This window comes from Rhodococcus sp. IEGM 1302 (assembly GCF_030056935.1).
Classification (GTDB): domain Bacteria; phylum Actinomycetota; class Actinomycetes; order Mycobacteriales; family Mycobacteriaceae; genus Rhodococcus_F; species Rhodococcus_F qingshengii.
This window is the reverse complement of sequence record NZ_JASHKY010000006.1, coordinates 43,800-68,231: the sequence shown is the minus strand read 5'-3', so window position 1 is coordinate 68,231 and position 24,432 is coordinate 43,800. Positions and strand designations below refer to the sequence as shown.

Genomic DNA, 24,432 nt, shown 5'->3' with positions numbered 1-24,432 from the left:
TCCCTCATGGAATCCCGGCACGTGGTCGACACGGACGGCGTACGTCTTCACATCGATGTCGGTGGGGCAGGGGCGGACGTTCTGGTTCTCTCCGGCGGCCCGGGATGCGTTCACTATCTTGCTCACGACGAGCTGGTTCCGGAAGGAATGCGCGCGTGGTGCCCTGAGCCACGCGGAGTCGGCCGGTCCGGTGGCGGCGCTCATACGATGGCGCAGGCGGTTGCGGACCTCGAACTCGTCCGACGCACGTTCGAGATCGACAGCTGGGTCGTGTTGGGGCACTCGTGGGGATCCGACTTGGCGGTGCGGTACGCACTCGACTGTCCGGAATCGGTGTCCGGCGTCGTCGGCATCGCGGGGCACGGCCTCCACAAGGACCGGACCTGGTCGAAGCAGTACGAAGCGGGAATCGAGCCGGACCCGCAGATACCTTGGGAACCTGTTGTCTGGCAATCGCTTCAAGAATCGTTCATCGAATGGATCCATGAACCACAGCTGTTTCGGCAGTTGGCCGACTCACCCGTGCCCATGACATTTCTCGCGGCGGCCGACGATATTCGCCCGTCGTGGCCGTTGCAGCAACTGGCCGAGCTCGTGCCTAACGGTAGTTTCGAGGTCGTCGACGGTGTCGCGCACAACTTCTGGCAGTCTCACCCGCTCCTGTGGAGGAAGATCGTCACCGAGGCTTGTGCGACGCATTCTCGACTCTCCTGATCTCCACCAGGATCCGCTCCGCAACGGTCTGGTATCCCAGGCTCCGATTGACGGTCAGCATCGGGTGGTTTTCCGCGTTCACCGTTGTGTAAATCTTTTGCAGCGAGGGAAATTCAGCTGCCAACACAGACGCTTGTTGCTCCTTGACCCACCGAGCGAGACCGTGTCCGCGGTGCTGGGGAAGTACCACGGTGTCGTGCTGCGATGCGTGGGTGCTGTCATGTTCGTCCACCGTCACCACTGTCGCTGCGGCTACTTCGCCGACGCTGTCGTCGACCGCGCAGCACACCAGGAGCACTTGAGAGCCACCCGTCATCTTCTGTTCCCACGATCTGACCTCGTCAGCTCCCCAATTACGTTCGGGCATCTGCAGTTCGGCGCCCGGCGCGTCGAGGAGTCGGTTCAAAGCCTCCGAGAAGGAGTGGACCAGCTCGTCCGGGGTTCGGTTGCGCCAACTGACGATTCGATAGCCGGGGCGGGTGCTGTGTGCGGTGGGAGGGCTGAGGTGCTGAACCTGGTTGGCCAACCGAAGCAACACACGGTGGCCGTCGAACGATCCCAGGAAATGCTGGGCTGCGCTTCCGACGAGCGCCGTCACTCTGATTCTTCGCACGCCGAACCCGGCGATCTCGACTTCGGCGAGTTCGGCAAGCGCTCGTCCTACCCCTCGTCGCTGCGCGTGGGGTGTCACGTACATCCGAAACTCTGCGAGATCAGGTTCCGCCGAGTTGCGTCGCGCCTGGGCGATGCCGAGGACTTCGTCCGTTCCACCGTCGCGTGCGATCCAACGCCATACATCGGCCGAATTGTCCTCGGCCTCGATCATTTCCATCAGCGCCGTCGCTGTCGGCGCAGTTCCGGACAGGTGACGCTGGCCTTCGGCGAAGACCTCACACCACTGGTGAAGAACCGATGCTGTCGATCCGGACGGTACGAACTCGGCTACGACTACGCGGCTCACCCATGTGACGATACCGAGCTGCCAACCCCGAGTTGGAATCACGCGAACCCTAACCCTGTCGGACTGCGGCGGCAGTTGCCAGCATTCAGGCATGTCTGATTCTCCGCGCCAACTGAGCCTCAACGCGTTCATCCACCCCGCCGGTCATCACGAAGCGGCGTGGCGTCATCCGTGGACAACACCGGAACGTCTGTTCGACGTCACGTATTTCCAGGAGATCGCTCGCACTGCTGAGGCGGCGAAGTTCGACGGAATCTTCTTCGCCGACGGTCCCGCGTTGCGCAGCGACGTCGAGCACGGTCCCGCAGGAACGTTGGAGCCGATCACCTTGTTGACGGCCATTGCAGTGGCAACCGAGCGGATCGGATTGATCGCGACGGCGTCGACCACGTACTACGAGCCGTACAACCTGGCTCGGCTGTTCGCCTCGCTCGACCACATCTCGAACGGACGTGCTGGGTGGAACATCGTCACCACGGGTACGGATCTGGCTGCCGCGAACTTCGGGCTGGCCAAGCATCCGGACCACGGCGACCGGTATTCGCGTGCAAGGGAATTCGTCGACGCGGTGGTGCGGTTGTGGGACAGCTGGGAGGACGACGCGATCAGTCTGGACCGGGAGAACGGAATCTACGCGGACAGAAACAAGATTCACGAGATCAACTACGTCGGGCGGCATCTGCGGGTTCGGGGACCGTTCAACGCACCGCGAACTCCGCAGGGATACCCGGTGCTGGTGCAGGCCGGTGCGTCCAACGACGGTCGCGCATTTGCCGGTCAGTACGCGGAGGCGATTTTCACAGCGCACCAGAGACTTTCCGATGCTCAGGCGTTCTACACCGACATCAAGTCGAGGGCTGCGCAGTTCGGGCGTAACCCCGACCACGTCAAGATCCTGCCCGGAATCAGCCCGTTCATCGGTGACACCGAGGAGCAGGCCAAGGCGCTCGAGCGAGAATTCAACGAGTTGACCTCGCCGGAGTACGGCCTCGCGCAACTCGGTGCACTCACCGGGGCCGATGTTCGGAATCTGGAACTGGATGCACCGGTTCCTGTCGAATTGTTCGCGGCTGCAGGGGATGTCACCGACAACAAGCAAAGCAGATTGCAGGTGATCGCCGGCATCGTCGAGCGTGAGCGTCCGACGGTTCGGGGACTGCTTCATCGTTTGGCGGGTGCGCGCGGACACCGGGTGTTTGCCGGAACCGCCGAGCAAGTAGCTGACACGATCGAGGAATGGTTCACCAGCGGTGCTGCTGACGGCTTCAACGTCATGCCGCCGTACTACCCGGGTGGGCTCGAGATCTTCACCGAGCGTGTGGTCCCGATCCTGCAGGATCGCGGTCTTTTCCGGACTGAATACACGGGTACGACCCTTCGTGATCATTTCGGTTTGCCGAGGCCCGAGAGCCAGTTCTCGGGTAGTGCCTCTGCAGTGCAGTAGGCCCGCCCGCTGTTGTCGATAATGACAATGGTTACCATTAAGGAATGAAGCAGCTACCGGTAACCGTGCTGTCCGGATTTCTGGGCGCAGGCAAGACCACACTCCTCAACCACATTCTCGCCAATCGCGATGGCCGGAGGGTCGCCGTCATCGTCAACGACATGAGCGAGATCAACATCGACGCGGCCCTCGTCGCGGGCCAGGGTCATCTCGACCGCACGGAAGAGAAGTTGGTCGAGCTGACCAACGGATGCATCTGCTGCACGCTGCGTGAGGATCTGATCGACGCCGTCGGCGCCCTGGCCCGAGAGGGGCGATTCGATCAGTTGGTGATCGAGTCCACCGGCATCTCCGAACCGATGCCGGTGGCGGCCACCTTCGACTGGGAATTCGAGGACGGATTCAGCCTCGGCTCGCTCGCGAAGCTCGACACCATGGTGACCGTGGTGGACGCGTCGACCTTCCTCGGCGAACTGGCAAAAGGCGAACGACTGGACGAGCGCAACCTCGAAGCAGGGGAGGGGGACGGACGCAGCATCTCCGATCTCCTGGTCGATCAGGTGGAGTTCGCCGACGTCATCTTGCTGAACAAAACCGACCTGGTGAGCCCGCGGGCGGCAGGAACCGTCGAGGCGACGCTTCGTAGGCTCAACCCCACCGCTCAACTGATTCGAACAGATCACGGCAAAGTCACCCTCGACCGTGTCCTCGAAACCGGTCTCTACAACCCGGAACTTGCTGCGCAGGTACCCGGTTGGGACGAGGAACTGGCCGGTGGGCACACCCCGGAAACCGAGGAATACGGAATACGCAGCGTCACATACCGCGCCTCGCGACCCTTTCATCCGGCGCGACTCGAGGCCGCGCTCGGTCAGTTCGCCGGACTCCTGCGGAGCAAGGGATTCTGCTGGATCGCCAGTCGGCCCGAGTTCGCCGCGATCTGGTCGCAGGCAGGCCCCAACCTCGTCATCGAACCGGCTCAACTGTGGGCGTCGGCGGCGGAGGTGCCAGGGCAGGAGATCGTGTTCATCGGAGTGAAACTGGACCCGGCGGCGCCGTCACGAATCCTCGATCCGGCTCTGCTGACCGATGACGAACTACGCGAAGGGCCGCGGGCATGGACTCGCTACGAGGACCCGCTGCCGGCGTGGGACCAGGGCCACCTGCACTGAGCAGTCAGCTTCTAGTCGAGGACTTCTTCGACCTCGACGTCTTCGGCCGGTCGGGCCATCTCCTTGCGGTACTGCCAGATTCCCAGCGCAGTACCGATGACCAAGCTGACCATCATCACGATCAGCACGGCGGGCAGCAACCACGGCACGCGATCGAGGAACGAGCCACCGTAGAAACCGAGTAGCAGGAGCACGGGCGCCCAGATGATCGCGCCGATGGTGCTCGCGATGGTGTAGCGCGTGTGGTTCATCTTGGCTGCGCCCGCGACCATCGGGCACAGGGTGCGCACCCACGGAACCCAGCGAGCAATCAGGACCGCCCAGAACCCGTGTTTTTCCAACAGGATGTTCACGCGGTGCAGGTTCTTCTCGGTGAAGTACTTGCCGCCCTTACGGGCTTTGATGTGATTGCCGGTCCGGTGGCCGATGACGTACCCGACCTGGTTGCCGGCAATGGCCGCGATCATCGCACCGACAGACAACGCCCACACGTGGCCCGCGCCGGATTCGTGGCCGGCAAGAACGATTCCGGCTGTGATCAGAAGCGAATCACCGGGGAGAAACAACCCGAGGATGATCGCGCACTCGATGAAGACGAACGTGACGACGATGATCCAGACCAACAGAGGCCCGGCAGTCTCGAGCGGGGAGAAACTGCCGGATGCGAGCGTCATCGTCGTCAGTTCTTCGCCTCGTTCTGCAATCAGGGGGTGGGGTCTTCGGGGACTGTCACCGTCGAATTGTCCGTAGTGGAAGTATTCGCCGTTTCACCACGTCTCGACGCCAGAATTCGCTTCCCGATTTCGAAGACGATCGGCAGAACCGACACCAGGACGATCAAGATGAAGATGTAGTCGACATTGTCGCGGATGAATTCGATCTGCCCCAGGAGGTAGCCGAGCAAAGTCACGCCGGCACCCCACAGGATGCCGCCGACGATGTTGTACGTCAGGAACAGTGAGTACTTCATCTTCGACGCGCCGGCGACAACCGGAGCAAAAGTACGCACGATCGGCACGAACCGAGCCAGGATAATGGTGATCGGGCCGTGCTTTTCGAAGAAGGCGTGTGACTCGTCGATGTACTTCTTCTTGAAGAACCGCGCGTCGTCCGTCTTGAACAGGGCAGTTCCGCCCTTGGCGCCGATGTAGAACCCGACTTGGTCACCCAGAATCGCGGCGATCGGAATCGTCACCAGGAGCACCCACAGTGGCGCGAACGGTTCGATCTCGGTGGACTTGGACGCCGCGATCAGCCCTGCGGTGAAGAGGAGCGAATCGCCGGGCAAGAGCGGAAACAGCAGGCCTGATTCGATGAAGACCACCAGAAGCAATCCCACCAGAACCCACGTTCCGAAGGAATTCAAGAGGTTCACGGGATCGAGGAAGCCGGGCAGCAAGGCCAGGTTCGTCACGGATTCAGTTGCTGCCTGCACATTCACGGTGGCCAGAGTACCGGCCGAATCTGAGTGTTTCCCACCACCGCAGGTCATCGCGTCGGTGGCGGCAGGCCGAGACCGCAAAGAGACGTGACGAGTCGGACTTGCCATACTGCTAGGACCACACGAAGCGCTTTCACATCGCCGAGCGCTCCGAACGACACGTATATGGAGGACTCCCGCCGTGCCTATCGCAACTCCCGAGGTCTATGCCGAGATGCTTGGTCGGGCCAAGGAGCATTCCTTTGCCTTCCCCGCCATCAACTGTGTCGGCTCCGAATCCATCAACGCAGCCATCAAGGGCTTCGCGGACGCCGGCAGTGACGGCATCATCCAGTTCTCGACGGGCGGCGCCGAGTTCGGTTCCGGTTTGGGCGTCAAGGACATGGTCACCGGCGCTGTTGCGCTCGCCGAGTTCGCACACGTGATCGCGGCAAAGTACGACGTCACCATCGCGCTGCACACCGATCACTGCCCGAAGGACAAGCTGGACACCTACGTGCGTCCGCTGCTCGCGATCTCGCAGGAGCGCGTCGACGCCGGTCGTAACCCGCTGTTCCAGTCGCACATGTGGGACGGCTCGGCTATCCCGATCGACGAGAACCTGGCCATCGCCAAGGAACTGCTCGCCCTCTCGAAGGCTGCACGCATCATCCTCGAGGTCGAGATCGGTGTCGTCGGCGGTGAAGAAGACGGCGTCGAAGCCGAGATCAACGACAAGCTCTACACCTCGAGCGAAGACTTCGAGAAGACGGTCGATGCTCTGGGCATCGGCGAACAGGGCAAGTACCTCCTTGCCGCCACCTTCGGCAACGTCCACGGCGTCTACAAGCCGGGCAACGTCAAGCTCAAGCCCGAGGTTCTCGAAGAGGGCCAGAAGGTCGCCGCTGCCAAGCTCGGCCTGGCTTCCGGTTCGCAGCCCTTCGACTTCGTCTTCCACGGTGGATCGGGATCGTTGAAGTCGGAGATCGAGGACTCGCTGAACTTCGGCGTCGTCAAGATGAACGTCGACACCGACACCCAGTACGCGTTCTCCCGTCCGATCGCCGGACACTTCTTCACCAACTACGACGGCGTCCTCAAGGTCGACGGCGAGGTCGGAAACAAGAAGGCATACGACCCGCGCAGCTACCTCAAGAAGGCCGAAGCCGGCATGACGGCTCGCGTCGTCGAGGCGTGCAACGACCTGAAGTCGGCCGGACGCTCGGTGTCGGCAGGCTGATCGGTTTCACAACTGCGCTTCACAGAACAAAATGCGCGCCGGCGAAATTCTCGCCGGCGCGCATTTTCTGTTCAGGTACCTACTTGCTGGGATCGCAGACCTTCCACGTGCCGTCCTGGCGCTCGAGGTCGAACGTGCGCCACGACTGCTCGCCCGTGCTCGGCAAACTCGCCTGGACCTGAGCGATCGCGGTGTCGTCGGTGATGCGCACCGCGTCGACGGCTCCGACCTGCGGGATCGTCTTCTGCGCGACGGCATTGTCGTGGACCTGCGCGAACGCTGCGTCGGGAATGGTGCGGTAGTACTCGCCCAACGCCCCACAGGTCGACGTTCGCAGCGTTGCCAGATCGCCGGTCTGCAGAGCGTCGACGTACGTCGAGATGGCGGTCTGGACCTGAGCTTCGGGTGAGCTTTCACCGCTACCGCTGTTGGACGAGACGAATACGGCGACGCCGATCGCCGCGAGGACGGCGACGCCGGCCGCTGCTGCCGCGATGTACCAGCCCTTGCCGCTGCGCTTGGTCTTCTCCGGCGCGGCGGGCTCGATGCGAGTCGGCATCGGCTGAGCCGGCGGTGGGGTCGCTGCGACACCCACACGTTGAGGCGCGGCGCGCTGCTGCGGTTGAGGCGCAGCGCGCTGCGGTGGTGGTGGGGTCGGAGCCTGCCGGGGTGGTGGTGTCGGCTGCGTGGCTTTCGGAATCGCGACGGTGGCGGGCTCCGGCTTGGGCTGGGGTGTCGGTGCTGCTGTGGGTGCCTGAGTTGCCTTGGGGATCGCGACGGTTGGTGCGCTGGCAGCTTTGGCGTCGCCGTCCGTTTTCGAGGCCTTGTCTGTCTTCTGGATCGCCACAGTCGCAGGTTCGGTCGGGGCCGACTTCTCGGGCGCACCCTTCGGTGCTGCGCTCTTTTTCGAGTTGTCGTCTTTCGAGTCCGGCACGGGTAACCCTTCGGTCTTATGCAGCAATGACCATGTCAGGGTAACGACCGGTATGTAGCCTGCATAACTCCGACCGTCGGCGAGGCGGTCCTGTGGCAGAAAGGCGTAGCGGGCACAATGAGCGCATGACCCAATTCGGTGACCTGCTCGGACCCAAGCCCACTCTGCTTCCCGGCGACGACGACGCGGAATCGGCACTGCTCAACCACGCTGAACCGGCCCAGGTAGCGGCCGACCACCCCACTGCCTCCATTGCGTGGGCCTACCTGGCCGAGGCTGCACTGGACAAGGGCGAAACCATCACGGCCTACGCCTACGCGCGTACCGGATACCACCGCGGACTCGACCAACTGCGTCGCAACGGTTGGAAGGGTTTCGGTCCCGTGCCCTACAGCCATGAACCGAACCGTGGTTTCCTGCGTTGCGTCGCAGTCCTGGCCAAGGCCGCGAAGACGATCGGTGAAGCCGACGAGTACGCGCGTTGCCTCGATCTGCTCGAAGACTGCGATCCCAACGCCGCCGAAGCGCTTGGCCTCGGTTAGCAGTTTCCGTCCGAGCCGGGCCGGCATCAAGGACCGGGCTCGCAAATCGGTGCGTCGACTTCAGACGTCGGCGCTACCGATCATTCAATGTGCCTTGGCGGCCGGATTGGCGTGGTGGGTTGCCACCACGGTGATCGGGCACCACGCGCCGTTCTTCGCGCCGATTGCCGCTGTGGTCTCGCTCGGTCTGTCGTTGGGTGCACGACTACGACGCTCGTTCGAGTTGGTTGCGGGAGTCACGGTCGGTATCGGAATCGGTGATCTGATCATCTCCGGTATCGGGAGCGGACCGTGGCAGATCAGTTTGGTTGTCGTGCTGGCGATGTCCGTCGCGGTGCTACTGAACAGCGGGCCGATCTTCTCCATGCAGGCGGGAAACTCGGCTGTGCTGGTGGCGACGCTGATCCCGCCGGGCGGCAGCGGCGGTCCCGATCGCATGATCGATGCCCTTGTCGGTGGCCTGGTGGGTATCGCGGTGGTCGCGATCATCCCCACCCACCCGGTACGACGCGCGCGCAAGGATGCCGCATCGATCCTCGGAACCGCTTCCGAGGTACTGCAATTGGTGGCAGACGGCCTCGTCGCGAATGACCCGGACCCGATCGTGAAGGCACTGCAGAAGGCGCGCGCAACTCAGGGTGCCATCGACGGGTTGCGCAGTAACCTTCTCGGCGGGAGGGAGATCAGCCGAATCTCCCCGCTGTACTGGAACAGTCGGCCTCGCCTCGAAAGGCTCATGGCGACAGCCGATCCCATCGACAACGCGATGCGCAACATTCGAGTGCTCGCGCGTCGTTCGTTGACGTTGGTCAGGGACGACGAGATCCTCGATCCGCGCCTGGTGGCTCAGGTCGAGCGCTTGTCGAAAGCCGTCGAAGTTCTCGAGGACATGATCCTGGCGGAGCCGGGGGAGCAGCCTGATCAGGCCGAAGCAGCGCGCGTCCTGCGCTCGGTCGCGAAGGAACTGAAACCGGCGATAGTGGAGAATGCGGGCTTGTCCTCGACGGTGGTGTTCGCCCAGATTCGATCGCTGGTCGTCGACCTGTTGCAGGTCGCGGGCATGAAGCGAATCTCGTCGATCGCCACTCTGCCGCCCACCGTGCCTCATCCCGCCTACGAGCCGGATCACTGACCTCTGCCGTTTCCCGCTCACTGAGCAACTCATTGTATGTATGCGAATGTATGCATATGCTCTGAGAAGGACTTGGGAGGGAACAGGACAAATGGGAGCAGGGCACGGTCATTCACATGGCCACTCGGCAGCAGATTCGGTCGGCGTAGGACCGTCACCGCAACGCATCAGAAAAATGGCGATCGCGCTTGCGATCCTCGTTGCGTTCCTCGTACTCGAGGCCACGGTCGGCATCCTGATCAACTCGTTGGCTCTGCTTGCCGACGCCGGTCACATGCTCACAGACGTGGTGGGTATGGCCATGGGACTGACGGCGCTGCTGCTCGCGAAGAGGGGCAGCACCACCGCGGCCAGGACCTTCGGTTGGCACCGCGCCGAAGTGCTGACCGCCATGGCCAATGCGGTGATGCTGCTGGCCGTCGCCGCCTGGGTCTTCTACGAGGCAATCGGCCGCATCGGTAACGAACCCGAGATCCCGGGCGGCGCCCTGATCATCACGGCGGCCGCCGGCCTGGCCGCGAACATCGTCGTGATGCTGATGCTGCGCGGCGATTCCAAGGACAGCCTGGCCGTGCGTGGTGCCTACCTCGAAGTGCTTGCCGACGCCGTCGGTAGCGTCGGCGTTCTGATCGCCGGTGGCCTTGTCCTGCTGTTCAACTGGACGTGGGCAGACGTCGTCGTCGGTGTTCTCATCTCGCTGTGGGTGGTGCCGCGTGCGATCAAACTGGCCGCAGCATCGCTGCGCATTCTGACGCAGGCGTCGCCGGCCGACGTCGACGTCGAAGCGGTCGAGGCCGACCTGGCGGCGCTGCCGAGCGTGATGGGTGTTCACGACCTACACGTCTGGACGCTCACCACCGGCATGGATGTCGCGACAGTCCACCTGACCAGTGACGCGAATTCGTCGAACGTTCTGGAATCCGCGCGCACCGTCCTCGAGAGTCACGGTCTTTCCCACGCCACCGTTCAGGTGGAATCGTGTGCCAACGGCGAGCACTGCGAGAAGAACGTCACTTGGTGAAGCGGGTGATCTCCTTGCCCGGCTTCCAGAGATCGACATACATGTGTTCGTCGTCGACAGTCGTGTGCACCACCTCGTCGATGTCGAGGACAAAGAGGTGCAGAGGCTTCGGAACCTCGTAGGTGTAGCTTGCGAGCACGGCTTCGAACTCGTCGCCGGTCACCTCGCGTGCGAGTCCGGCGATCTTCGCGTCACCGCCCTCCATGGTGTGCTCGCCGGGATTGCTGTGGAGGGCGTAGCGCCCGTCACGGATGAGGTCCTTCGCCTTGAGTGCGCCGAACATCGAACCGAGCACCAGGCGCCCGTCGAGGATTTCGACTTCGGTGCCGCTGACCCGTGGTGAGCCGTCCTTGCGCAGCGTTGCGAGGACGTGATGCTTGTGGGCTTTGAACCGCGCTTGGACCGCGTCGGCAAGAGCGGGTACTTCTTCGGAGAACTGCTTCCAGGTGACCATGACGGTCATTGTGCACCCCTATTCCTGACAACTTCTGTCAGTGATTCTTGGTAATGTTCGGTCCATGAGATCCGCGCGGTTACTCCAACTCATGCTGCGTTTGCAGGGGAGTCGCGGCGTCGTCGCCGAGCAGTTGGCCGACGAGTTCGGTGTGTCAGTGCGGACGATCTACCGCGACGTGGCCTCGTTGTCGGCTGCCGGTGTGCCGATCTGGACCGAGAGCGGCCCCGGTGGTGGCATCCGTCTGCTCGACGGATGGCAGTCCAAGCTGTCCGGCATGACGGACGACGAGACGTCCGCACTCATGCTGTTGGGTGTGCCGTCCATCGCTGCAGATCTCGGACGATCAGACGCCGTCGGTTCGGCGGGGGCCAAACTGCTCCGCTCCCTGCCCGGTCCGCTGCGCGAGAGCGCACGGTTGTGGCAGGACCGCATTCTCGTGGACGTTCCGGGTTGGTTCGGCGGCGTCGACGACATCTCTGCGCTTCCGATCGTCACATCCGCTGTGCTGGACTCACGTCGACTGCGCTTCGCCTATCGCGATCGCGAGCGGACGGTCGAACCGCTGGGTCTGGTCATCAAAGCCGGAATTTGGTATCTGGTGGCGGGGATGAACGGTCGAACGCTGTCGTTTCGAGTCGGGCGCATCAAAAATGCCGTGGTAGAAGATGATTCGTTCACTCGGCCGGTGGATTTCGACCTGCCGTCGTGGTGGGCGGCGTCGATGGCCGAGTTCGACCGGTCGCTGCTTCGCTTCGAGTGTCGGGTGCGGTTGTCGCCCGAGGGGAGGCGCAGGCTCCCCGATGTGGTGGGCGAGCTTGCCGCTGCAGTCGAAGTGGGGCCAGAGGACTACGACGGATGGGTCAGTGCCGAGCTGAAACTCGAGAGCGAAGCTGTCGCGCTCTCGCAGCTGATCGGGCTGGGAGCCGACGTCGAGGTGCTCGAACCCTCGTCTTTGCGTGAAGGGATACGCACCGTGGCGGAGCAGATGGTGCTCCGCCACGGGCACGACAGCTAAGCCGTCGCAGAACGCTTTGCGAGCATGCGGGTGATACCCAGTTGAGCGGCGACGATAACGGCGCCAACCACCAGGCCCAGTGCTGCCGAGGCAAGTGTGTTGACGATCCACGCCAGCACGCCACCGACTCCGGCGATGTCACTGACTGCTTCTTCGCCGTGATGAACGGCGTCGTAGAGCGGGTGGAAGCCCAGTTCGTCGATGCCGACCAACAGGATGTGGCCACCGACCCACAGCATCGCGGCGGTACCCACGACCGAGAGCACTGACATCACGTGAGGCATGCCGCGAACGAGGCCTCGGCCGACCTTGTGGGTGAAGCCAGACGACGTCTCGGCGATCTTCAATCCGATGTCGTCCATCTTCACGATCAGTCCGACGACGCCGTAGACGACCACGGTGATGACGACCGCCACGACGGCAAGGATCACCAATCGGCTCCAGAAGCCTTCGCCTGCGATGGTGTTGAGTGCGATCACCATGATCTCGGCGGACAGGATCAGGTCGGTGCGGACGGCGCCCGAAACCACTGCTTCTTCGTCGCGAGGATGCTCGTCAGCGGCCTCGTGGTGGTCACCGTGGCCGAAGATTGCACCCCAGATCTTGTGAACCGCTTCGTAGCTGAGGTAACAGCCGCCGACCATCAACAGTGGCGTCAGCAGCCAGGGGAGGAACTGACTCAGCAGCAGAGCGATCGGAAGGATGATCAGCAGCTTGTTGCGCAGCGATCCGATGGCGATGCGCTTGATGATGGGCAACTCGCGTTCGGCTGCGAGCCCACGGACGTACTGCGGCGTGACGGCTGCGTCGTCGATCACCACGCCGGCCGCTTTGGCGGTCGCCTTACCGGTTGCGGCGGCAACGTCGTCGATCGAGGCGGCAGCCATGCGAGCCAGGGCTGCGACGTCGTCGAGCAGGGCGAAGAGTCCGCCGGCCATCACAGACCTCCAGTGGAATCAGTGGAAAAAGGTGGCCGGACCGAACCGGTGACGCAGTTACTTGATCGCACGAGGTCTCTATCCATGATCGTCGTAGGTGAGGTCAGGTCACCTGGAACGATACCGGGGGCATCCGTCAGGGACGACCTCGCGAGGTCGGTTGCCCTTCGTCACGAAAGGTCTTCCCGACCCGGTGCTCGCGTGTAAGACTGCACAGAAGATCGATCGAAACGGGGCACTATGCGTGAACCAGACACTGCACAGGTCGCCAAGACTTTCGACGCAATGGCGGCGCACTACGACCGACAGATCGGGCGCTTCGAACGCTTTGTGCTCGGTGACGCCCGGAAATGGGCCGTGGACCAGGCGCATGGCCGCGTGGTCGAGATCGCCGTGGGTACCGGACTGAACCTGCCTCTCTACGGAGACGACGTCGATTACGTCATCGGCGTGGACATCTCGACTGCGATGCTCGATCAGGCCAGGCTCAAGGTCTCCGAAGGAGTGAAGACCGAAGTCGACCTACGACTCGGAGACGTGCAAGCACTCGATGTTCCCGACGAGTGCGTGGACACGTTGGTCTCGACCTACGCCTTTTGCACGATCCCCGATCCGGACCGAGTTGCGAACGAAGCATTTCGAGTCCTGGTACCCGGTGGTCGATTCGTCCTCGCCGAGCACGGACCGAGCAAGAACGTTGTTGCTCGTACGTTGATGAAGGTCGTCGAACCGCTTTTTGTTCGGTTCGGTGCCGATCATCTCACCCGTGAACCGGTTGAATACCTCGAAAACGCCGGTTTCCTGATCGACGAGGTGCAGCGCAGCGGCCGGGGCGGAATCGTGTTTCGGGTCGTTGCGCGCAAGCCGGATCCCGAATGGACGGCACTCGGTCACTGATGTCGGAATGCCGTCCATCGGGGATTGCTCAGCCCAGGCGCTCCAGGATGGTCGCGTTGGCCAACCCACCTGCCTCACACATGGTCTGGAGTCCGTAGCGCGCGCCGCGCTGCTCCATCGCGTTGACCAGGGTGGTCATGATCCGCGTTCCGCTGCCGCCCAGCGGGTGGCCGAGCGCGATGGCGCCGCCGTGGACGTTGACCTTGGACAGGTCGACGCCGGTGTCCGCTGCCCACGAGAGGACCACTGGGGCAAAGGCCTCGTTGACCTCGAACAGATCTATGTCCGAGACCGTCAATCCCGCACGGGCCAGGACCTTCTGCGTAGCCGGGATGACCGCGGTGAGCATGTAGAGCGGATCGTCGCCGGCAACTGCGAAGCTGTGCAATCGTGCCTTCGGGGTGAGGCCGAGTTTCGCGGCGATCTCACTGGTCGTGATCATCACCGCCGAACTGCCGTCCGAAAGCGGGCTGCTGTTGCCCGCGGTGATGGACCAGTCGATCTGTGGGAATCGCTGTGCGTAGTAGTCGGATTCGAAGGCGGTCCGTAGGCCGGCCAGGGTCTCGACCGTGGTGCCGGGGCGGATGGCCTCGTCGACCGACAGCTGCGGGAGCGTGGCGAGTTCCTTGGTGAAGTACCCACTCTCGGTTGCCAGCGCGGCTTTCCGATGACTCGACGCCGAGAACTCGTCGAGTTGGGTGCGGCTCAGTCCCCACTTGGAGGCAATCAATTCGGCGCTGATGCCCTGCGGTACCAGACCATCCGGATAGCGCTCTTCGAAACCCATGCCGAGTGATTCGCGCCCGATGTTGCTCGAGCCCATAGGGACTCGGCTCATCGACTCGACTCCGGCAGCGACAACGATGTCGTACGCACCGGCAATGACGCCCTGAGCGGCAAAATGAACTGCTTGTTGGCTACTTCCACACTGTCGGTCGACGGTGGTTCCCGGTACCGACTCAGGGTAGCCGGCGGCGAGAAGGGCAGTGCGAGTGACATTCTGGCTCTGTTCACCGACTTGGCTTACCGCTCCACCGATGACGTCGTCGATCAGTGCTGCATCGATTCCAGTGCGTTCGACTACCGCCTTGAGGCTGTGGGCGAGGAGGTCGACGGCGTTGATGCCGTGCAGGGCGCCGTTCGCCTTTCCCTTGCCGATCGGAGTGCGAACGGCTTCGACGATAACTGCGTCTCTCATGACAAATTCCTTTCAGGGATGGCGGATTCAACAGGGACAACCGGGGTGGGTGTGGTCGCAGGCGTCATTCCCAGTGATGCCAGGGCAGACACAAGCGCGACGGCAAAGATCACCCACCAGGCCTGGCGGAAGGTGTCGTAGTCGACAGCAGAGCCGAGAACCGCGATCAGAACGCTCACGCCGAGAACGGTTCCGATCTGTCGGCTCATGCTGACGATTGCGCTACCGGTGGCCGATCTGGCAGGTGCCAGATCCGCCGTGGCCTGCGACAGAATGGTCGGCAGGGCAAGACCGACACCGATCCCGGCGATGATCCAGCCTGGTAGGAGTCCGGTCGCGTAGTTGGGCGTCGTATCAACCGAGACGAGAACGAGTACGGTTCCGACTGCCCACAGAAGGCTGCCGAGTGCGGCGACGCGTCCCGCCGAGTACCTGCGCGTCAGCGATCCGCCGGCGATGGCGAACAGCGGAACGAGAAGTGGACCCGGTGAGACGGCGAAACCGGTTCGCAGAGCCGAGTATCCCCAGGCTTCCTGGAGCCACAGGATGTTCGAGAGAAGACCCGCGGCGAATGCTGCGCTGAACAGGATGGCGGTGACGTTGGACCAGGCAAACGAGCGGATCTTCAGAAGATCCGGAGCAATCAACGGAGTCCGGTGACGAGAGTTGCTCCACCAGAACGAGAGTAGTGTCACGGCGGCCACGGCGAAGGCGATCAGAACGCGATTGTCGGTCCATCCCCAGTCCGGACCCTGGACGAGTGCCAGGGCGAGAGAGCCGATTCCGACGGTGAGGAGGGCAGCGCCGACGAAGTCGATACCGGCATCGGGGTCCTTGTGTGTTGTATCCGGTACGAGTCGGACTGCGAAGTAGAGCAACACGATGCCCACTGGAACATTGATCAGGAAGACCCAGCGCCACGAGGCCTCTACGAGGATGCCGCCCACGACAGGGCCGAATGCAGCTGCTGCAGCGCCGGCGGCTGCCCAGATGCGAACGCCGGATTGACGTTTCGCGGCGGGAAGCGCATTGATCAGAAGCCCGAGGCTGGCCGGGGTGAGCGCAGCGGCGCCGACTGCCTGGACGATACGGAAGGCCACCAGTGCCCACAAGGACGGGCTGAAGGCACAGGCGGCGCTGGCGAGGGTGAACAGTGCGAGGCCGGCGATGAAGGCGCGCTTGTGCCCGATCCTGTCCGCCCAGCGTCCGAGGGGTATCAACAGTGCGGCGTAGACGATCGCGTAGCTGTTGAGGATCCAACTGAACTCGCCCAGCGAGTGACCTGGGTAGCTCTTGGCGATGTCGCCGAAGGCCACGTTGACCACAAAAAGATCGAGGCTGGCGACAAACGGCGCCCCCGACAGTATCGCGAGCAGGGGTCCGGTCCGCACCGGCTGGCTATGAAGTTCCATAGTCAGCAATCTAGACTCTGGCTATGGTTATGGCAAGCCAGGGGGTATGGTGAATTGCATGGACGCTGTACGACTGACCGGAGTGCTCGAAGATCGCGACGCCTGGCGGGCCACGCACTGTTCGATCGGGCGGGCCATGGAAGTGGTCGGCACTCGATCCGCGATGCTCATTCTGCGAGAGGCCTATTACGGCACAACGCGTTTCGACGACTTCGCGTCGCGAGTCGGCATCACTGAGGCGGTTGCGTCGGCGAGGCTGAAAGAACTCACTGAGGCGGGACTGTTCGAGCGTGTGCCGTACAAGGAGCCTGGAAAGCGGACGCGGCACGAGTATGTGCTCACCGAGAAGGGCCGTGACCTGCTGCCGGCGGTTCTCGCGCTGATGCAGTGGGGCGACAAGTATCTGCACGGCGGAAAAGGTGGACCGTTGGAGGTGGCCGACGACGCTACTGGTGAGCGCGTTCGCGTCGAGGTGCGCAGTGAGTCGGGTCGTGAAGTGCCTTTGGGGGAGTTGCGAGTCTCTGTCAACGAATCGCGTCGGCGGTTGCGCGAATAGCGATGCATCTCAACAGCTCTCGAGTGTAGGTCTTCTTGAAGTTGTCCGGTTTGTCTCTGGTTATAGAAAGTATGTTCGATTAAACTTTGAGTATGGACAGTCGGGAAGCGTGGCAGCTGGATGGCGAGGACCTCAAGGGTGAGGTTCTGGATCTGGTGCGCGCCCGACACGAGTTGCAGTCGCGGATGGTGTTGCTGATCGTGGAGATGTTTTCCCGTGAGGTTCTCGGCGGGAAGGGTTTTCGGGCGATCGCGCAGTGGTTGCATGGTTCGACGAATCTGGAGATCGGTGAGTGCAGTCTGCTGGTCGGGTTGGCGCGGTTGTTGATGCTCGAACCTGTTGTGGGCGATGCGTTTCACCGTGGTGACGTGGATGCGTTGAAGGCGCGGCAGGTGGCGTCGTTTTGTCAGCATCCGCCGAAGAACATGACGCCGGCGGATGTGGACAAGGCTCGCGGGATTCTGTTGGGGTTGGCGTCGAAGAATATTGCGGATTGTGATGCGGTGCGGGCGGCGATTCGGCGGATCGAGAAGCAGTACGGCAGGCGTGAGGACGGCGTTCCGGTGGGTGAGGATTCGGAGCGTAACGAGTTCTACGCCTCGAAAGGCTTGTACGGGCGCGTGTCGGTGAAGGGTGATTTGGATGCGGTGAACGGGGCCCGGTTGATCACGTTGCTGTTGAGCCTGTCTGCTCCGACACCGGAGAAGGACGGCGTGAAGGACACACGCACGCCTGCATTACGGCGTGCGGACGGGTTTTGCGAATTGTTGCGGCGGTACGAGCGGGCGGGGTTGGGTCCGGTCGAGGGCGGGGTGAAACCGCACATCACCGTTACCGCCAGTGCGAAAGACGTGACCGACCTGAAAGCGTTGAAGGATCTACTGCCGTCGACGGAGGAACTCGGGTTTGCGTGGGCGGATTGGGTGGGCCCCATCAGTATCGATACCGCCCGGATGTTGGCATGCGACTGCACCGTGACGCGGATCCTCCTGGACGAGAATGGTGTTCCGCTCGACTGCGGCAAGGAAGCGAGAACGGCGACGGTTCCGCAGCGGCGGGCGTTGGCGGTTCGTGATGGTGGTTGCGCGTTTCCGGGATGCGGGACACCGTCGGGGTGGTGCGATGCACACCATATCGTTCACTGGAACGATGGTGGCCCAACAGATCTCGACAACCTGATCTTGTTGTGCGGTCATCATCACCGGACGCTGCACCACACCGAATGGCGGGTCGAGATCGGCCCCGACCGAAAAACAGTGTTCTATCCACCGATGTCGATTGATCCGTTCCAGCGGCCCATCGGCGGGAACAGTCCGCCCACCGCGGCGTGAATCGCGACAACTGAAGACGTGAGCACCGGGGCACAACCATGCCCCGGTGCTCGAGCTCGCGTTTGGGAGTCCCCGAGTTTGGGAGTTTTGTGGCAGGGCGTCAGCTCAGTGACTTCTTGAACCCGACATGGGAGGCCACAAATCCGAGTCGCTCGTAGAAGTCGTGAGCTTCCTTGCGAGTTTGATCCGAGGTGAGCTGCGCCAGAAACGCGCCGCGCCGGGCACCTTCTTCGCAGGCCCATCGGATCATCGAACTGCCGATGCCTTTACTTCGGTAGTCCTCGTGGACGCGAACAGCTTCGATCTGCAGTCGCGTGGCACCCATCCGGCTCATACCCGGAATGAAGGTCAATTGCATTGTGCCGATTACCGCGTCGCCGACCAGAACGGTGACGAGAAGTTGAGCCGGATCCTCGTCGATTCGCTTGAACGCGTCCTCGTAGATCGTTCGGGCTTCGGGGTTGGTCGTCTCCCGGGTGCTGCCGATCGGGTCGTCGGCGAGCAAGTCGATCAGTGCCTCCACGTGTCGAATCTCGGCCCGCGTGAGGGTGTACTCCACTCCGCCGGACTGAAATGACGTCGCAATCATCGATGCTCCCCTGAAGAAGAATGAATGTCTGAAATGTCAGACTCTCACGAGTCTCCTCCAGCGCACTCGATCACGTCCAAAAACGCATGAGGGCGTTACCGAGCATGGCGTAGTAGTCGGACACACCGCTCAATTCGAAGATCCAGTAGATCGCGTCGAAGAAGACGACATTGATCTGTGGGACGAAAAGGAGCGCAACCAGCAGGAGCAGTCCGTACGGCTTGAACTGGTCGAGTTGGTGCCGTGTATTGGGTGTGAGGTAGGGCTCCAGCGCGTTGTAACCGTCCAGACCCGGGACTGGGAGCAGGTTCAAAACTGTTGCCATGACCTGCAAGAAAGCCAGGAAACTGAGGCCGGCCCAGAACGTCAGATGCTCGGCCGATGAGCCGTACGTACGTATGACGACGAGGAGGATCACGGCGGCGGCGGCATTCGTGAACGGACCGGCCAGCGATATTCGGGCCTGCACCTTGGGCGGGAACATCCCGGTGCGCAGGTACACGGCGCCGCCGGGAAGCCCGATGCCGCCCAATGCGATGAACAGCACCGGCAGACCGATCGAGAGCATCGGATGGCTGTACTTGAGCGGGTTGAGCGTCAGGTAGCCACGAGCCTCGACGTCGGTGTCTCCATGACGCCACGCCAGATAGGCATGCGCGAATTCGTGCAAGCAGAGCGTGACCACCCAGCCGGCAACCACGAGGACAAAAACACCCGCGCGGCCCGCGATGGAACCCCACGTCGAGTTCCAAGCGACGATTCCGGCGATGACAGTGATCGCAACTACGCCGAGGAAGACAGGGCTCGGCCGAACCGCCGACCGTGCTGCTCCGGTTCTCACCTGACCAACAACCAAGTCTTGTCGTGCCGGTAGAAGGTCGAACGCTTAAGATCGCGTGGGTTGGCCACCCCATCGCGAACCAGTCGCGCTGCCGGCGAGCCCAGTTGAATGGCTCGGCCTTCCAGCCAGCGTCGCCCGCTCCAGCGGCTCTTGCGGTCGACTGATGCCTTGATCCCGGGGAGCTTGGGGCTCGGCACTATCCGGATGCCGGGGACTGTGCCGGAGAACAGCTTGTTGTCGTCGACGTAGGCCTCGCCGATCAGTTCGTCTGCATCCGCCGGACCCGTGACAGTTGCTGCGCCTACCAGCGCGATTCCAGCGTCGTCGCGAATGAGCGGCACGGTGTGGACTGTGCCTTTCAAGGCCGCGCGCGCAGCTCTTGCACCGGTCGCGAGTTTGTACGCGTCGGTTGCGTCGGACCTGTTCTCGGTGACGTAGGCGAGTTCGACGTTGAGTCGCTCCAATCGCATCAACCGCGTCAATGCCGCGGCAAACGCGCCGTCGTTACCCACGACGATCAAGCGAGGCTCCGTCACGACCTGCAGTTGGGACAGGGCCTCGTCGAAGTCTTGCTTCTCCGGAAGTTCAGGGACGGTGAACGACGTGAGTTCACCCAGGGGGAGTGGAACCGGCGAATCGCCACATTTGAGCACCACAGGGGTCAAAGCCACTCCTAGCTCGATCAAGACTTCTTCACGGGTAGTGGGACCTCGCCACCCTTCCCCGAAATGGCCGTCCGAATCACTGCCGACGATCTTAGTGCGAGTCTCTGTGTCGACTCGCAATCGTGATGGTCACCGGCCAAATTCTGGACCGTCAGGTCTGGTCTGATGCTCTGGGCTAGACTGCTCCTTCGGTCACTGCAACAGTTCGGCGCTGCATCATGTGCGCGGAAGCCAGGCAGTACCAATGCGGCGGGACAACTGCTGCACGTCGACCGTAGGAGACAACGTCATGCCGGCAATCGTCCTGATCGGCGCCCAGTGGGGCGACGAAGGTAAGGGCAAAGCTACAGATCTACTGGGCGAGCAGCTTCAGTGGGTCGTGCGATACCAGGGCGGTAACAACGCCGGACACACCGTGGTTCTGCCGAACGGTGACAAGTTCGCACTGCACCTCATCCCGTCCGGAATCCTCACCCCCGCCGTCAACAACGTCATCGGTAACGGTGTCGTCGTCGACCCGGGTGTGTTGTTGACCGAATTGGCAGGCCTGGAAGAGCGCGGCGTGGACACGTCCCGCCTGCTGCTTTCTGCTGATGCGCACCTGATCATGCCGTACCACGTGGCCATCGACAAGGTCACCGAACGCTTCCTGGGAGCGAAGAAGATCGGCACGACCGGCCGCGGTATCGGCCCGTGCTACCAGGACAAGATCGCCCGTGTCGGTGTCCGTGCCGCGGACGTCCTTGACGAGAAGATCCTGACCCAGAAGGTCGAAGCAGCACTCGAATTCAAGAACCAGGTGCTGGTCAAGATCTACAACCGCAAGGCACTCGACCCGCAGCAGGTCGTCGAAGAGGTACTGACGCAGGCCGAGGGTTTCAAGCACCGCATCTCGGACACGCGCCTGGAGCTCAACCTCGCCCTCGAGCGCGGCGAGACCGTTCTGCTCGAAGGTTCGCAGGGCACTCTGCTGGACGTCGACCACGGCACGTACCCGTACGTGACCTCGTCCAACCCCACTTCGGGTGGTGCGGCGGTCGGTTCGGGAATCGGTCCCACCAAGATCACCACAGTGCTCGGCATCCTGAAGGCGTACACGACGCGTGTCGGTTCCGGTCCGTTCCCGACGGAGCTGTTCGACGATCACGGCGCATACCTGGCGAAGCAGGGCGGCGAGGTCGGTGTCACCACCGGACGCGCTCGTCGTACGGGATGGTTCGACGCTGTCATCGCGCGCTACGCGACGCGCGTCAACGGCATCACCGACTACTTCCTCACCAAGCTGGACGTGCTGAGCAGCCTCGACACCGTGCCGATCTGTGTCGCGTACGAGGTGGACGGTGTCCGCCACGACGAAATGCCGATGTCACAGAGCGATATTCACCACGCCAAGCCCATCTACGAAGAGATGCCCGGCTGGTGGGAAGACATCTCGGAGGCTCGCACCTTCGAGGAACTGCCGCAGAATGCGCAGAACTACGTGCTTAGGCTCGAAGAGCTTTCGGGTGCATTCATCTCCTGCATCGGTGTCGGTCCCGGCCGCGACGAGACGATCGTCCGGCGCGAGATCGTCCGCTAGTTCGTTTCCTCGAAATCCCCGCTCCTGCAAGCAGGAGCGGGGATTCGTGTTTCAAGCCAGCTTCGACAAGTGCGCGGTGACGGTCTTCCAGTCGGGAAACTTGGTGCTGCCGAACTTGATCCACTCGCCCTCGAAACGATCTGCGCCGTTTGCTCCGCGGTCGTCGACGAGGTAATCGCCTCGATTGAGGTGCTTGTGGTGCGAGAGGATCAGACGTTTGTACGCGACGCTGCCCTCCTCCATGCCGAGGTGCTCTTGGACCCACAGAACCTTGTCGTGCCAGGCTGTGGCGTTCTTCCACGGCGCTGTCGAGAGGATGTAGGTGTCGAACTGCTGTGCCAGTTGGTGGTAGGCGTCGATAGCGCCGTCGAGAGGATCCATGCGAGAGAAGATGTGCGGCGCTTCATCGAGGTCGTTCTTGTACTTCTCTCGGACGCCGTCGGTCAGGCGATCGATGCCCGACTGGAAGTTGACCAAGGTGTTGTCGAGATCGACGTAGAGAATCCTTTTGGAAGCCGGCATGGGAACCCTCTCTGGAGACTTTCTGAGTGCGAAAAGAGTCCAGTTTCACGCAACTGGACTGAGATCAGTGAATTCTTCCCCCTGATCACAATCGCACGGGGGTCTGACAGCGTCATTCTCGCGGTCTGAAGTCTTGTCGTGGAAGATGCCGCCGAGGGGTGCTGCCAGGCGAAACTGCTCCAAACGAATGTATGTACCTTCACCTTCGGCGGGCGCGAAGAAGTAGACGAGTGCCACGAAGAGTCCGATTCCGATCAGGGTTGCGTAGGTAGTCATGGACATATGATCAACTCGACTGGTATTGAGTTACATAGCCAAGTTGTCGATACTGGACTGCATGATGACTCGAGTTCTCGGTGCCCGTTCGCTTGCGCGCGATCTGGGATCCTGGCAGGAAGAGTCCGGACGCAGGCCCGCGTACCGTGCGCTTGCCGACGGTATCCGCCTGCTCGTGCACGACGGTCGCGTTCCGCTGGGAGTCGCACTGCCGAGTGAGCGTGAACTTGCGGCGGTACTCGAACTCAGTCGAACCACGATCACGTCGTCGTACTCGGTGCTGCGAGACGAGGGGTACCTGATCAGCCGGCAGGGTTCGCGAAGCACCGTGGCATTACCTGCCGGCGCGCGGCCGAACGGGTTGATGTTCCGCTCCCATCAACCCGGGCCGAGTGGACCCGTCGTCGACCTCAGTTACGCGGCGATGGCAGCTCCCGCCGCTCAGGTCGAACTGGCGTATGCGTCTGCGCTGCAGGAACTTCCGAACTTCCTTCCCACACACGGGATGGAACCGGTCGGGATCGCCGACTTGCGTGACGTGATCGCGCAGCGCTACACGGCGCGGGGTCTTCCCACCACCGCCGAACAGATCATGGTGACCTCGGGTGCGCAGCACGCGCTTCGATTGTTGCTGTCGGTGCTCACCTCACCCGGCGAGCGAGTGCTGGTCGATCATCCGACGTACCCCAATGCGCTGGAAGCGATTCGGCGAAACGGCGCTCGGCCCGTACCGGTTCCGGTCCGACCGGAGTTCGCGGCCGCCGGAGCCTGGGATCTCGACGGGATTCGTAGTGCAGCAAGGCAAACCGCTGCCAGAATGGCATACCTGATCCCCGACTTTCACAACCCGACCGGCCTCTGCATGGACTCTTCCGGCCGCGCCGAGCTTGCGAAGATTGCGCACGAAACGCGAATGACTCTGGTCGTCGACGAGACGATGGTGGATCTGTGGCTCGACGCACCACCGCCGGCGCCGGTCGCCTCACATGGGCGAGGCGCAGCGAAAACCGAAGTGGTGACGCTCGGTTCGACCGCGAAGTCGCTGTGGGGCGGGCTACGTGTCGGTTGGATTCGCGCCGATGCCGCGCTCATCACCCAGTTGGTGGGGGCGCGTGCCGCGGTCGACCTCGGTACTCCCGTCATGGATCAGTTGGCAGCCGCTTACTTGCTCGCCGACGACCGCTCGTTGCTCGAACAGCGTCGCGAAGTTCTGCGAGAACAGCGTGCGGTACTCCTCGGTGCGGTGGCCGAGCATCTGCCGGACTGGCGTCCCACCATCGGTTCCGGCGGAATGTCGGTCTGGATGCGAATGTCCGCGCCCGTCTCGACGGCGTTGGCGGCGGTGGCACCCAACTTCGGCGTACTCCTTGCCGCCGGCCCCCGTTTCGGCGTAGAAGGTGCGTTCGAACGATTCATCCGCGTGCCGTACGCACGTTCTCCCGAGGACCTCATTCGCGGCGTTGCATCCATCGCCGCTGCGTACGACACTCTCGCGACGGATCGCGACACGGCAGACCAACGAATGGTCGTCGTCTGAGAACTGGGTACACACCCTGAAAGTGGTGTGAAACCAGGA

26 protein-coding genes are annotated in these 24,432 nt (G+C 62.5%); 13 read left to right on the top strand and 13 right to left on the bottom strand.

Annotation, left to right across the window (positions count from 1 at the left end):
• Window positions 1-6 precede the first annotated feature (6 nt).
• Complete coding sequence (locus QM609_RS12515; protein ID WP_020968806.1) at window positions 7-714, top strand: alpha/beta fold hydrolase; 708 nt, start codon at window positions 7-9, stop codon at window positions 712-714.
• On the opposite strand, the gene QM609_RS12510 is transcribed toward QM609_RS12515, so the two are convergent.
• Entirely contained in the window at window positions 677-1,675 is a 999-nt protein-coding gene (locus tag QM609_RS12510) for a GNAT family N-acetyltransferase (RefSeq protein WP_283337289.1), read from the bottom strand. The genes QM609_RS12515 and QM609_RS12510 overlap by 38 nt on opposite strands.
• A 91-nt stretch (window positions 1,676-1,766) precedes the next feature.
• Here QM609_RS12510 and QM609_RS12505 point away from each other — a divergent pair, with 91 nt between their 5' ends.
• Together QM609_RS12505 and QM609_RS12500 are read left to right on the top strand one after the other, a co-directional pair.
• A complete protein-coding gene (locus tag QM609_RS12505) occupies window positions 1,767-3,119 on the top strand; it encodes an LLM class flavin-dependent oxidoreductase (RefSeq protein WP_283337288.1) in 1,353 nt (450 codons plus the stop codon).
• 44 nt (window positions 3,120-3,163) lie between these two features.
• Window positions 3,164-4,291, top strand: a complete 1,128-nt coding sequence (locus QM609_RS12500) for a GTP-binding protein (protein WP_054187136.1) — start codon at window positions 3,164-3,166, stop codon at window positions 4,289-4,291.
• 11 nt (window positions 4,292-4,302) lie between these two features.
• Here the strand turns inward: QM609_RS12500 and QM609_RS12495 are convergent, their stop codons facing one another.
• The gene (locus QM609_RS12495; RefSeq protein ID WP_003944306.1) at window positions 4,303-4,965 is read right to left on the bottom strand and encodes a DedA family protein; all 663 of its coding nucleotides are present in this window, start codon (window positions 4,963-4,965) and stop codon (window positions 4,303-4,305) included.
• Window positions 4,966-4,994: 29 nt separating this feature from the next.
• Window positions 4,995-5,732 (bottom strand): VTT domain-containing protein, encoded by a 738-nt coding sequence (locus QM609_RS12490; protein WP_003944390.1) that lies wholly within the window; start codon window positions 5,730-5,732, stop codon window positions 4,995-4,997.
• Between the two features lie 181 nt (window positions 5,733-5,913).
• Here QM609_RS12490 and fbaA point away from each other — a divergent pair, with 181 nt between their 5' ends.
• Window positions 5,914-6,951, top strand: coding sequence for a class II fructose-bisphosphate aldolase (gene fbaA, locus QM609_RS12485; protein ID WP_007726777.1), 1,038 nt, complete (start codon window positions 5,914-5,916; stop codon window positions 6,949-6,951).
• Between the two features lie 79 nt (window positions 6,952-7,030).
• On the opposite strand, the gene QM609_RS12480 is transcribed toward fbaA, so the two are convergent.
• Window positions 7,031-7,885, bottom strand: coding sequence for an Rv0361 family membrane protein (locus tag QM609_RS12480; RefSeq protein WP_065352076.1), 855 nt, complete (start codon window positions 7,883-7,885; stop codon window positions 7,031-7,033).
• A gap of 125 nt (window positions 7,886-8,010) precedes the next feature.
• Between QM609_RS12480 and QM609_RS12475 the strand changes: the two genes are divergently transcribed.
• The 3 genes from QM609_RS12475 to QM609_RS12465 all read left to right on the top strand — a co-directional run bounded on the left by QM609_RS12475 (window position 8,011) and on the right by QM609_RS12465 (window position 10,580).
• Window positions 8,011-8,427 carry a DUF3151 domain-containing protein gene (locus QM609_RS12475; protein WP_007726781.1) on the top strand — a complete coding sequence of 139 codons (417 nt, stop codon included), beginning with the start codon at window positions 8,011-8,013 and terminating at the stop codon, window positions 8,425-8,427.
• Window positions 8,414-9,559: an FUSC family protein gene (locus QM609_RS12470; RefSeq protein WP_003944297.1), complete on the top strand. Its 1,146-nt coding sequence runs from the start codon at window positions 8,414-8,416 to the stop codon at window positions 9,557-9,559. Before QM609_RS12475 ends, QM609_RS12470 begins: the two co-directional genes overlap by 14 nt.
• Window positions 9,560-9,650: 91 nt before the next feature.
• Window positions 9,651-10,580, top strand: coding sequence for a cation diffusion facilitator family transporter (locus QM609_RS12465; protein WP_007726784.1), 930 nt, complete (start codon window positions 9,651-9,653; stop codon window positions 10,578-10,580).
• Here the strand turns inward: QM609_RS12465 and QM609_RS12460 are convergent.
• Window positions 10,570-11,034 carry a pyridoxamine 5'-phosphate oxidase family protein gene (locus QM609_RS12460; protein WP_037131507.1) on the bottom strand — a complete coding sequence of 155 codons (465 nt, stop codon included), beginning with the start codon at window positions 11,032-11,034 and terminating at the stop codon, window positions 10,570-10,572. The genes QM609_RS12465 and QM609_RS12460 overlap by 11 nt on opposite strands.
• A 64-nt stretch (window positions 11,035-11,098) precedes the next feature.
• Here QM609_RS12460 and QM609_RS12455 point away from each other — a divergent pair, with 64 nt between their 5' ends.
• Complete coding sequence (locus QM609_RS12455; protein WP_076948802.1) at window positions 11,099-12,052, top strand: helix-turn-helix transcriptional regulator; 954 nt, start codon at window positions 11,099-11,101, stop codon at window positions 12,050-12,052.
• Here the strand turns inward: QM609_RS12455 and QM609_RS12450 are convergent.
• Window positions 12,049-12,990, bottom strand: coding sequence for a DUF808 domain-containing protein (locus QM609_RS12450; RefSeq protein WP_007726787.1), 942 nt, complete (start codon window positions 12,988-12,990; stop codon window positions 12,049-12,051). The genes QM609_RS12455 and QM609_RS12450 overlap by 4 nt on opposite strands.
• A 240-nt stretch (window positions 12,991-13,230) precedes the next feature.
• Here QM609_RS12450 and QM609_RS12445 point away from each other — a divergent pair, with 240 nt between their 5' ends.
• Complete coding sequence (locus tag QM609_RS12445) at window positions 13,231-13,887, top strand: class I SAM-dependent methyltransferase (protein ID WP_042452162.1); 657 nt, start codon at window positions 13,231-13,233, stop codon at window positions 13,885-13,887.
• A gap of 28 nt (window positions 13,888-13,915) precedes the next feature.
• Here QM609_RS12445 and QM609_RS12440 read toward each other — a convergent pair whose 3' ends face one another.
• Entirely contained in the window at window positions 13,916-15,085 is a 1,170-nt protein-coding gene (locus tag QM609_RS12440) for a thiolase family protein (RefSeq protein WP_283337287.1), read from the bottom strand.
• Window positions 15,082-16,497, bottom strand: a complete 1,416-nt coding sequence (locus QM609_RS12435) for an MFS transporter (protein ID WP_042452157.1) — start codon at window positions 16,495-16,497, stop codon at window positions 15,082-15,084. The genes QM609_RS12440 and QM609_RS12435 overlap by 4 nt, the downstream gene beginning before the upstream one ends.
• Before the next feature lie 58 nt (window positions 16,498-16,555).
• Here QM609_RS12435 and QM609_RS12430 point away from each other — a divergent pair, with 58 nt between their 5' ends.
• Window positions 16,556-17,053, top strand: coding sequence for a winged helix-turn-helix transcriptional regulator (locus QM609_RS12430; RefSeq protein ID WP_003944415.1), 498 nt, complete (start codon window positions 16,556-16,558; stop codon window positions 17,051-17,053).
• Window positions 17,054-17,145: 92 nt separating this feature from the next.
• Window positions 17,146-18,384, top strand: coding sequence for an HNH endonuclease signature motif containing protein (locus QM609_RS12425; RefSeq protein ID WP_283337286.1), 1,239 nt, complete (start codon window positions 17,146-17,148; stop codon window positions 18,382-18,384).
• Window positions 18,385-18,484: 100 nt separating this feature from the next.
• Here QM609_RS12425 and QM609_RS12420 read toward each other — a convergent pair whose 3' ends face one another.
• The 3 genes from QM609_RS12420 to QM609_RS12410 all read right to left on the bottom strand — a co-directional run bounded on the left by QM609_RS12420 (window position 18,485) and on the right by QM609_RS12410 (window position 20,485).
• Window positions 18,485-18,973, bottom strand: coding sequence for a GNAT family N-acetyltransferase (locus QM609_RS12420; protein ID WP_007726792.1), 489 nt, complete (start codon window positions 18,971-18,973; stop codon window positions 18,485-18,487).
• A gap of 70 nt (window positions 18,974-19,043) precedes the next feature.
• Window positions 19,044-19,814, bottom strand: coding sequence for a site-2 protease family protein (locus QM609_RS12415; protein WP_076948804.1), 771 nt, complete (start codon window positions 19,812-19,814; stop codon window positions 19,044-19,046).
• Entirely contained in the window at window positions 19,811-20,485 is a 675-nt protein-coding gene (locus QM609_RS12410; protein ID WP_080726714.1) for a hypothetical protein, read from the bottom strand. Before QM609_RS12410 ends, QM609_RS12415 begins: the two co-directional genes overlap by 4 nt.
• Window positions 20,486-20,768: 283 nt before the next feature.
• Here QM609_RS12410 and QM609_RS12405 point away from each other — a divergent pair, with 283 nt between their 5' ends.
• Window positions 20,769-22,058: an adenylosuccinate synthase gene (locus tag QM609_RS12405; RefSeq protein ID WP_003944351.1), complete on the top strand. Its 1,290-nt coding sequence runs from the start codon at window positions 20,769-20,771 to the stop codon at window positions 22,056-22,058.
• Between the two features lie 51 nt (window positions 22,059-22,109).
• Here QM609_RS12405 and QM609_RS12400 read toward each other — a convergent pair whose 3' ends face one another.
• Window positions 22,110-22,580 (bottom strand): 5' nucleotidase, NT5C type, encoded by a 471-nt coding sequence (locus QM609_RS12400; RefSeq protein ID WP_054186913.1) that lies wholly within the window; start codon window positions 22,578-22,580, stop codon window positions 22,110-22,112.
• Window positions 22,581-22,625: 45 nt separating this feature from the next.
• The gene (locus tag QM609_RS12395; RefSeq protein WP_283337285.1) at window positions 22,626-22,856 is read right to left on the bottom strand and encodes a hypothetical protein; all 231 of its coding nucleotides are present in this window, start codon (window positions 22,854-22,856) and stop codon (window positions 22,626-22,628) included.
• A gap of 61 nt (window positions 22,857-22,917) precedes the next feature.
• Here QM609_RS12395 and yczR point away from each other — a divergent pair, with 61 nt between their 5' ends.
• Entirely contained in the window at window positions 22,918-24,393 is a 1,476-nt protein-coding gene (gene yczR, locus QM609_RS12390) for a MocR-like transcription factor YczR (RefSeq protein WP_019749471.1), read from the top strand.
• The last annotated feature ends 39 nt before the right edge of the window (window positions 24,394-24,432 follow it).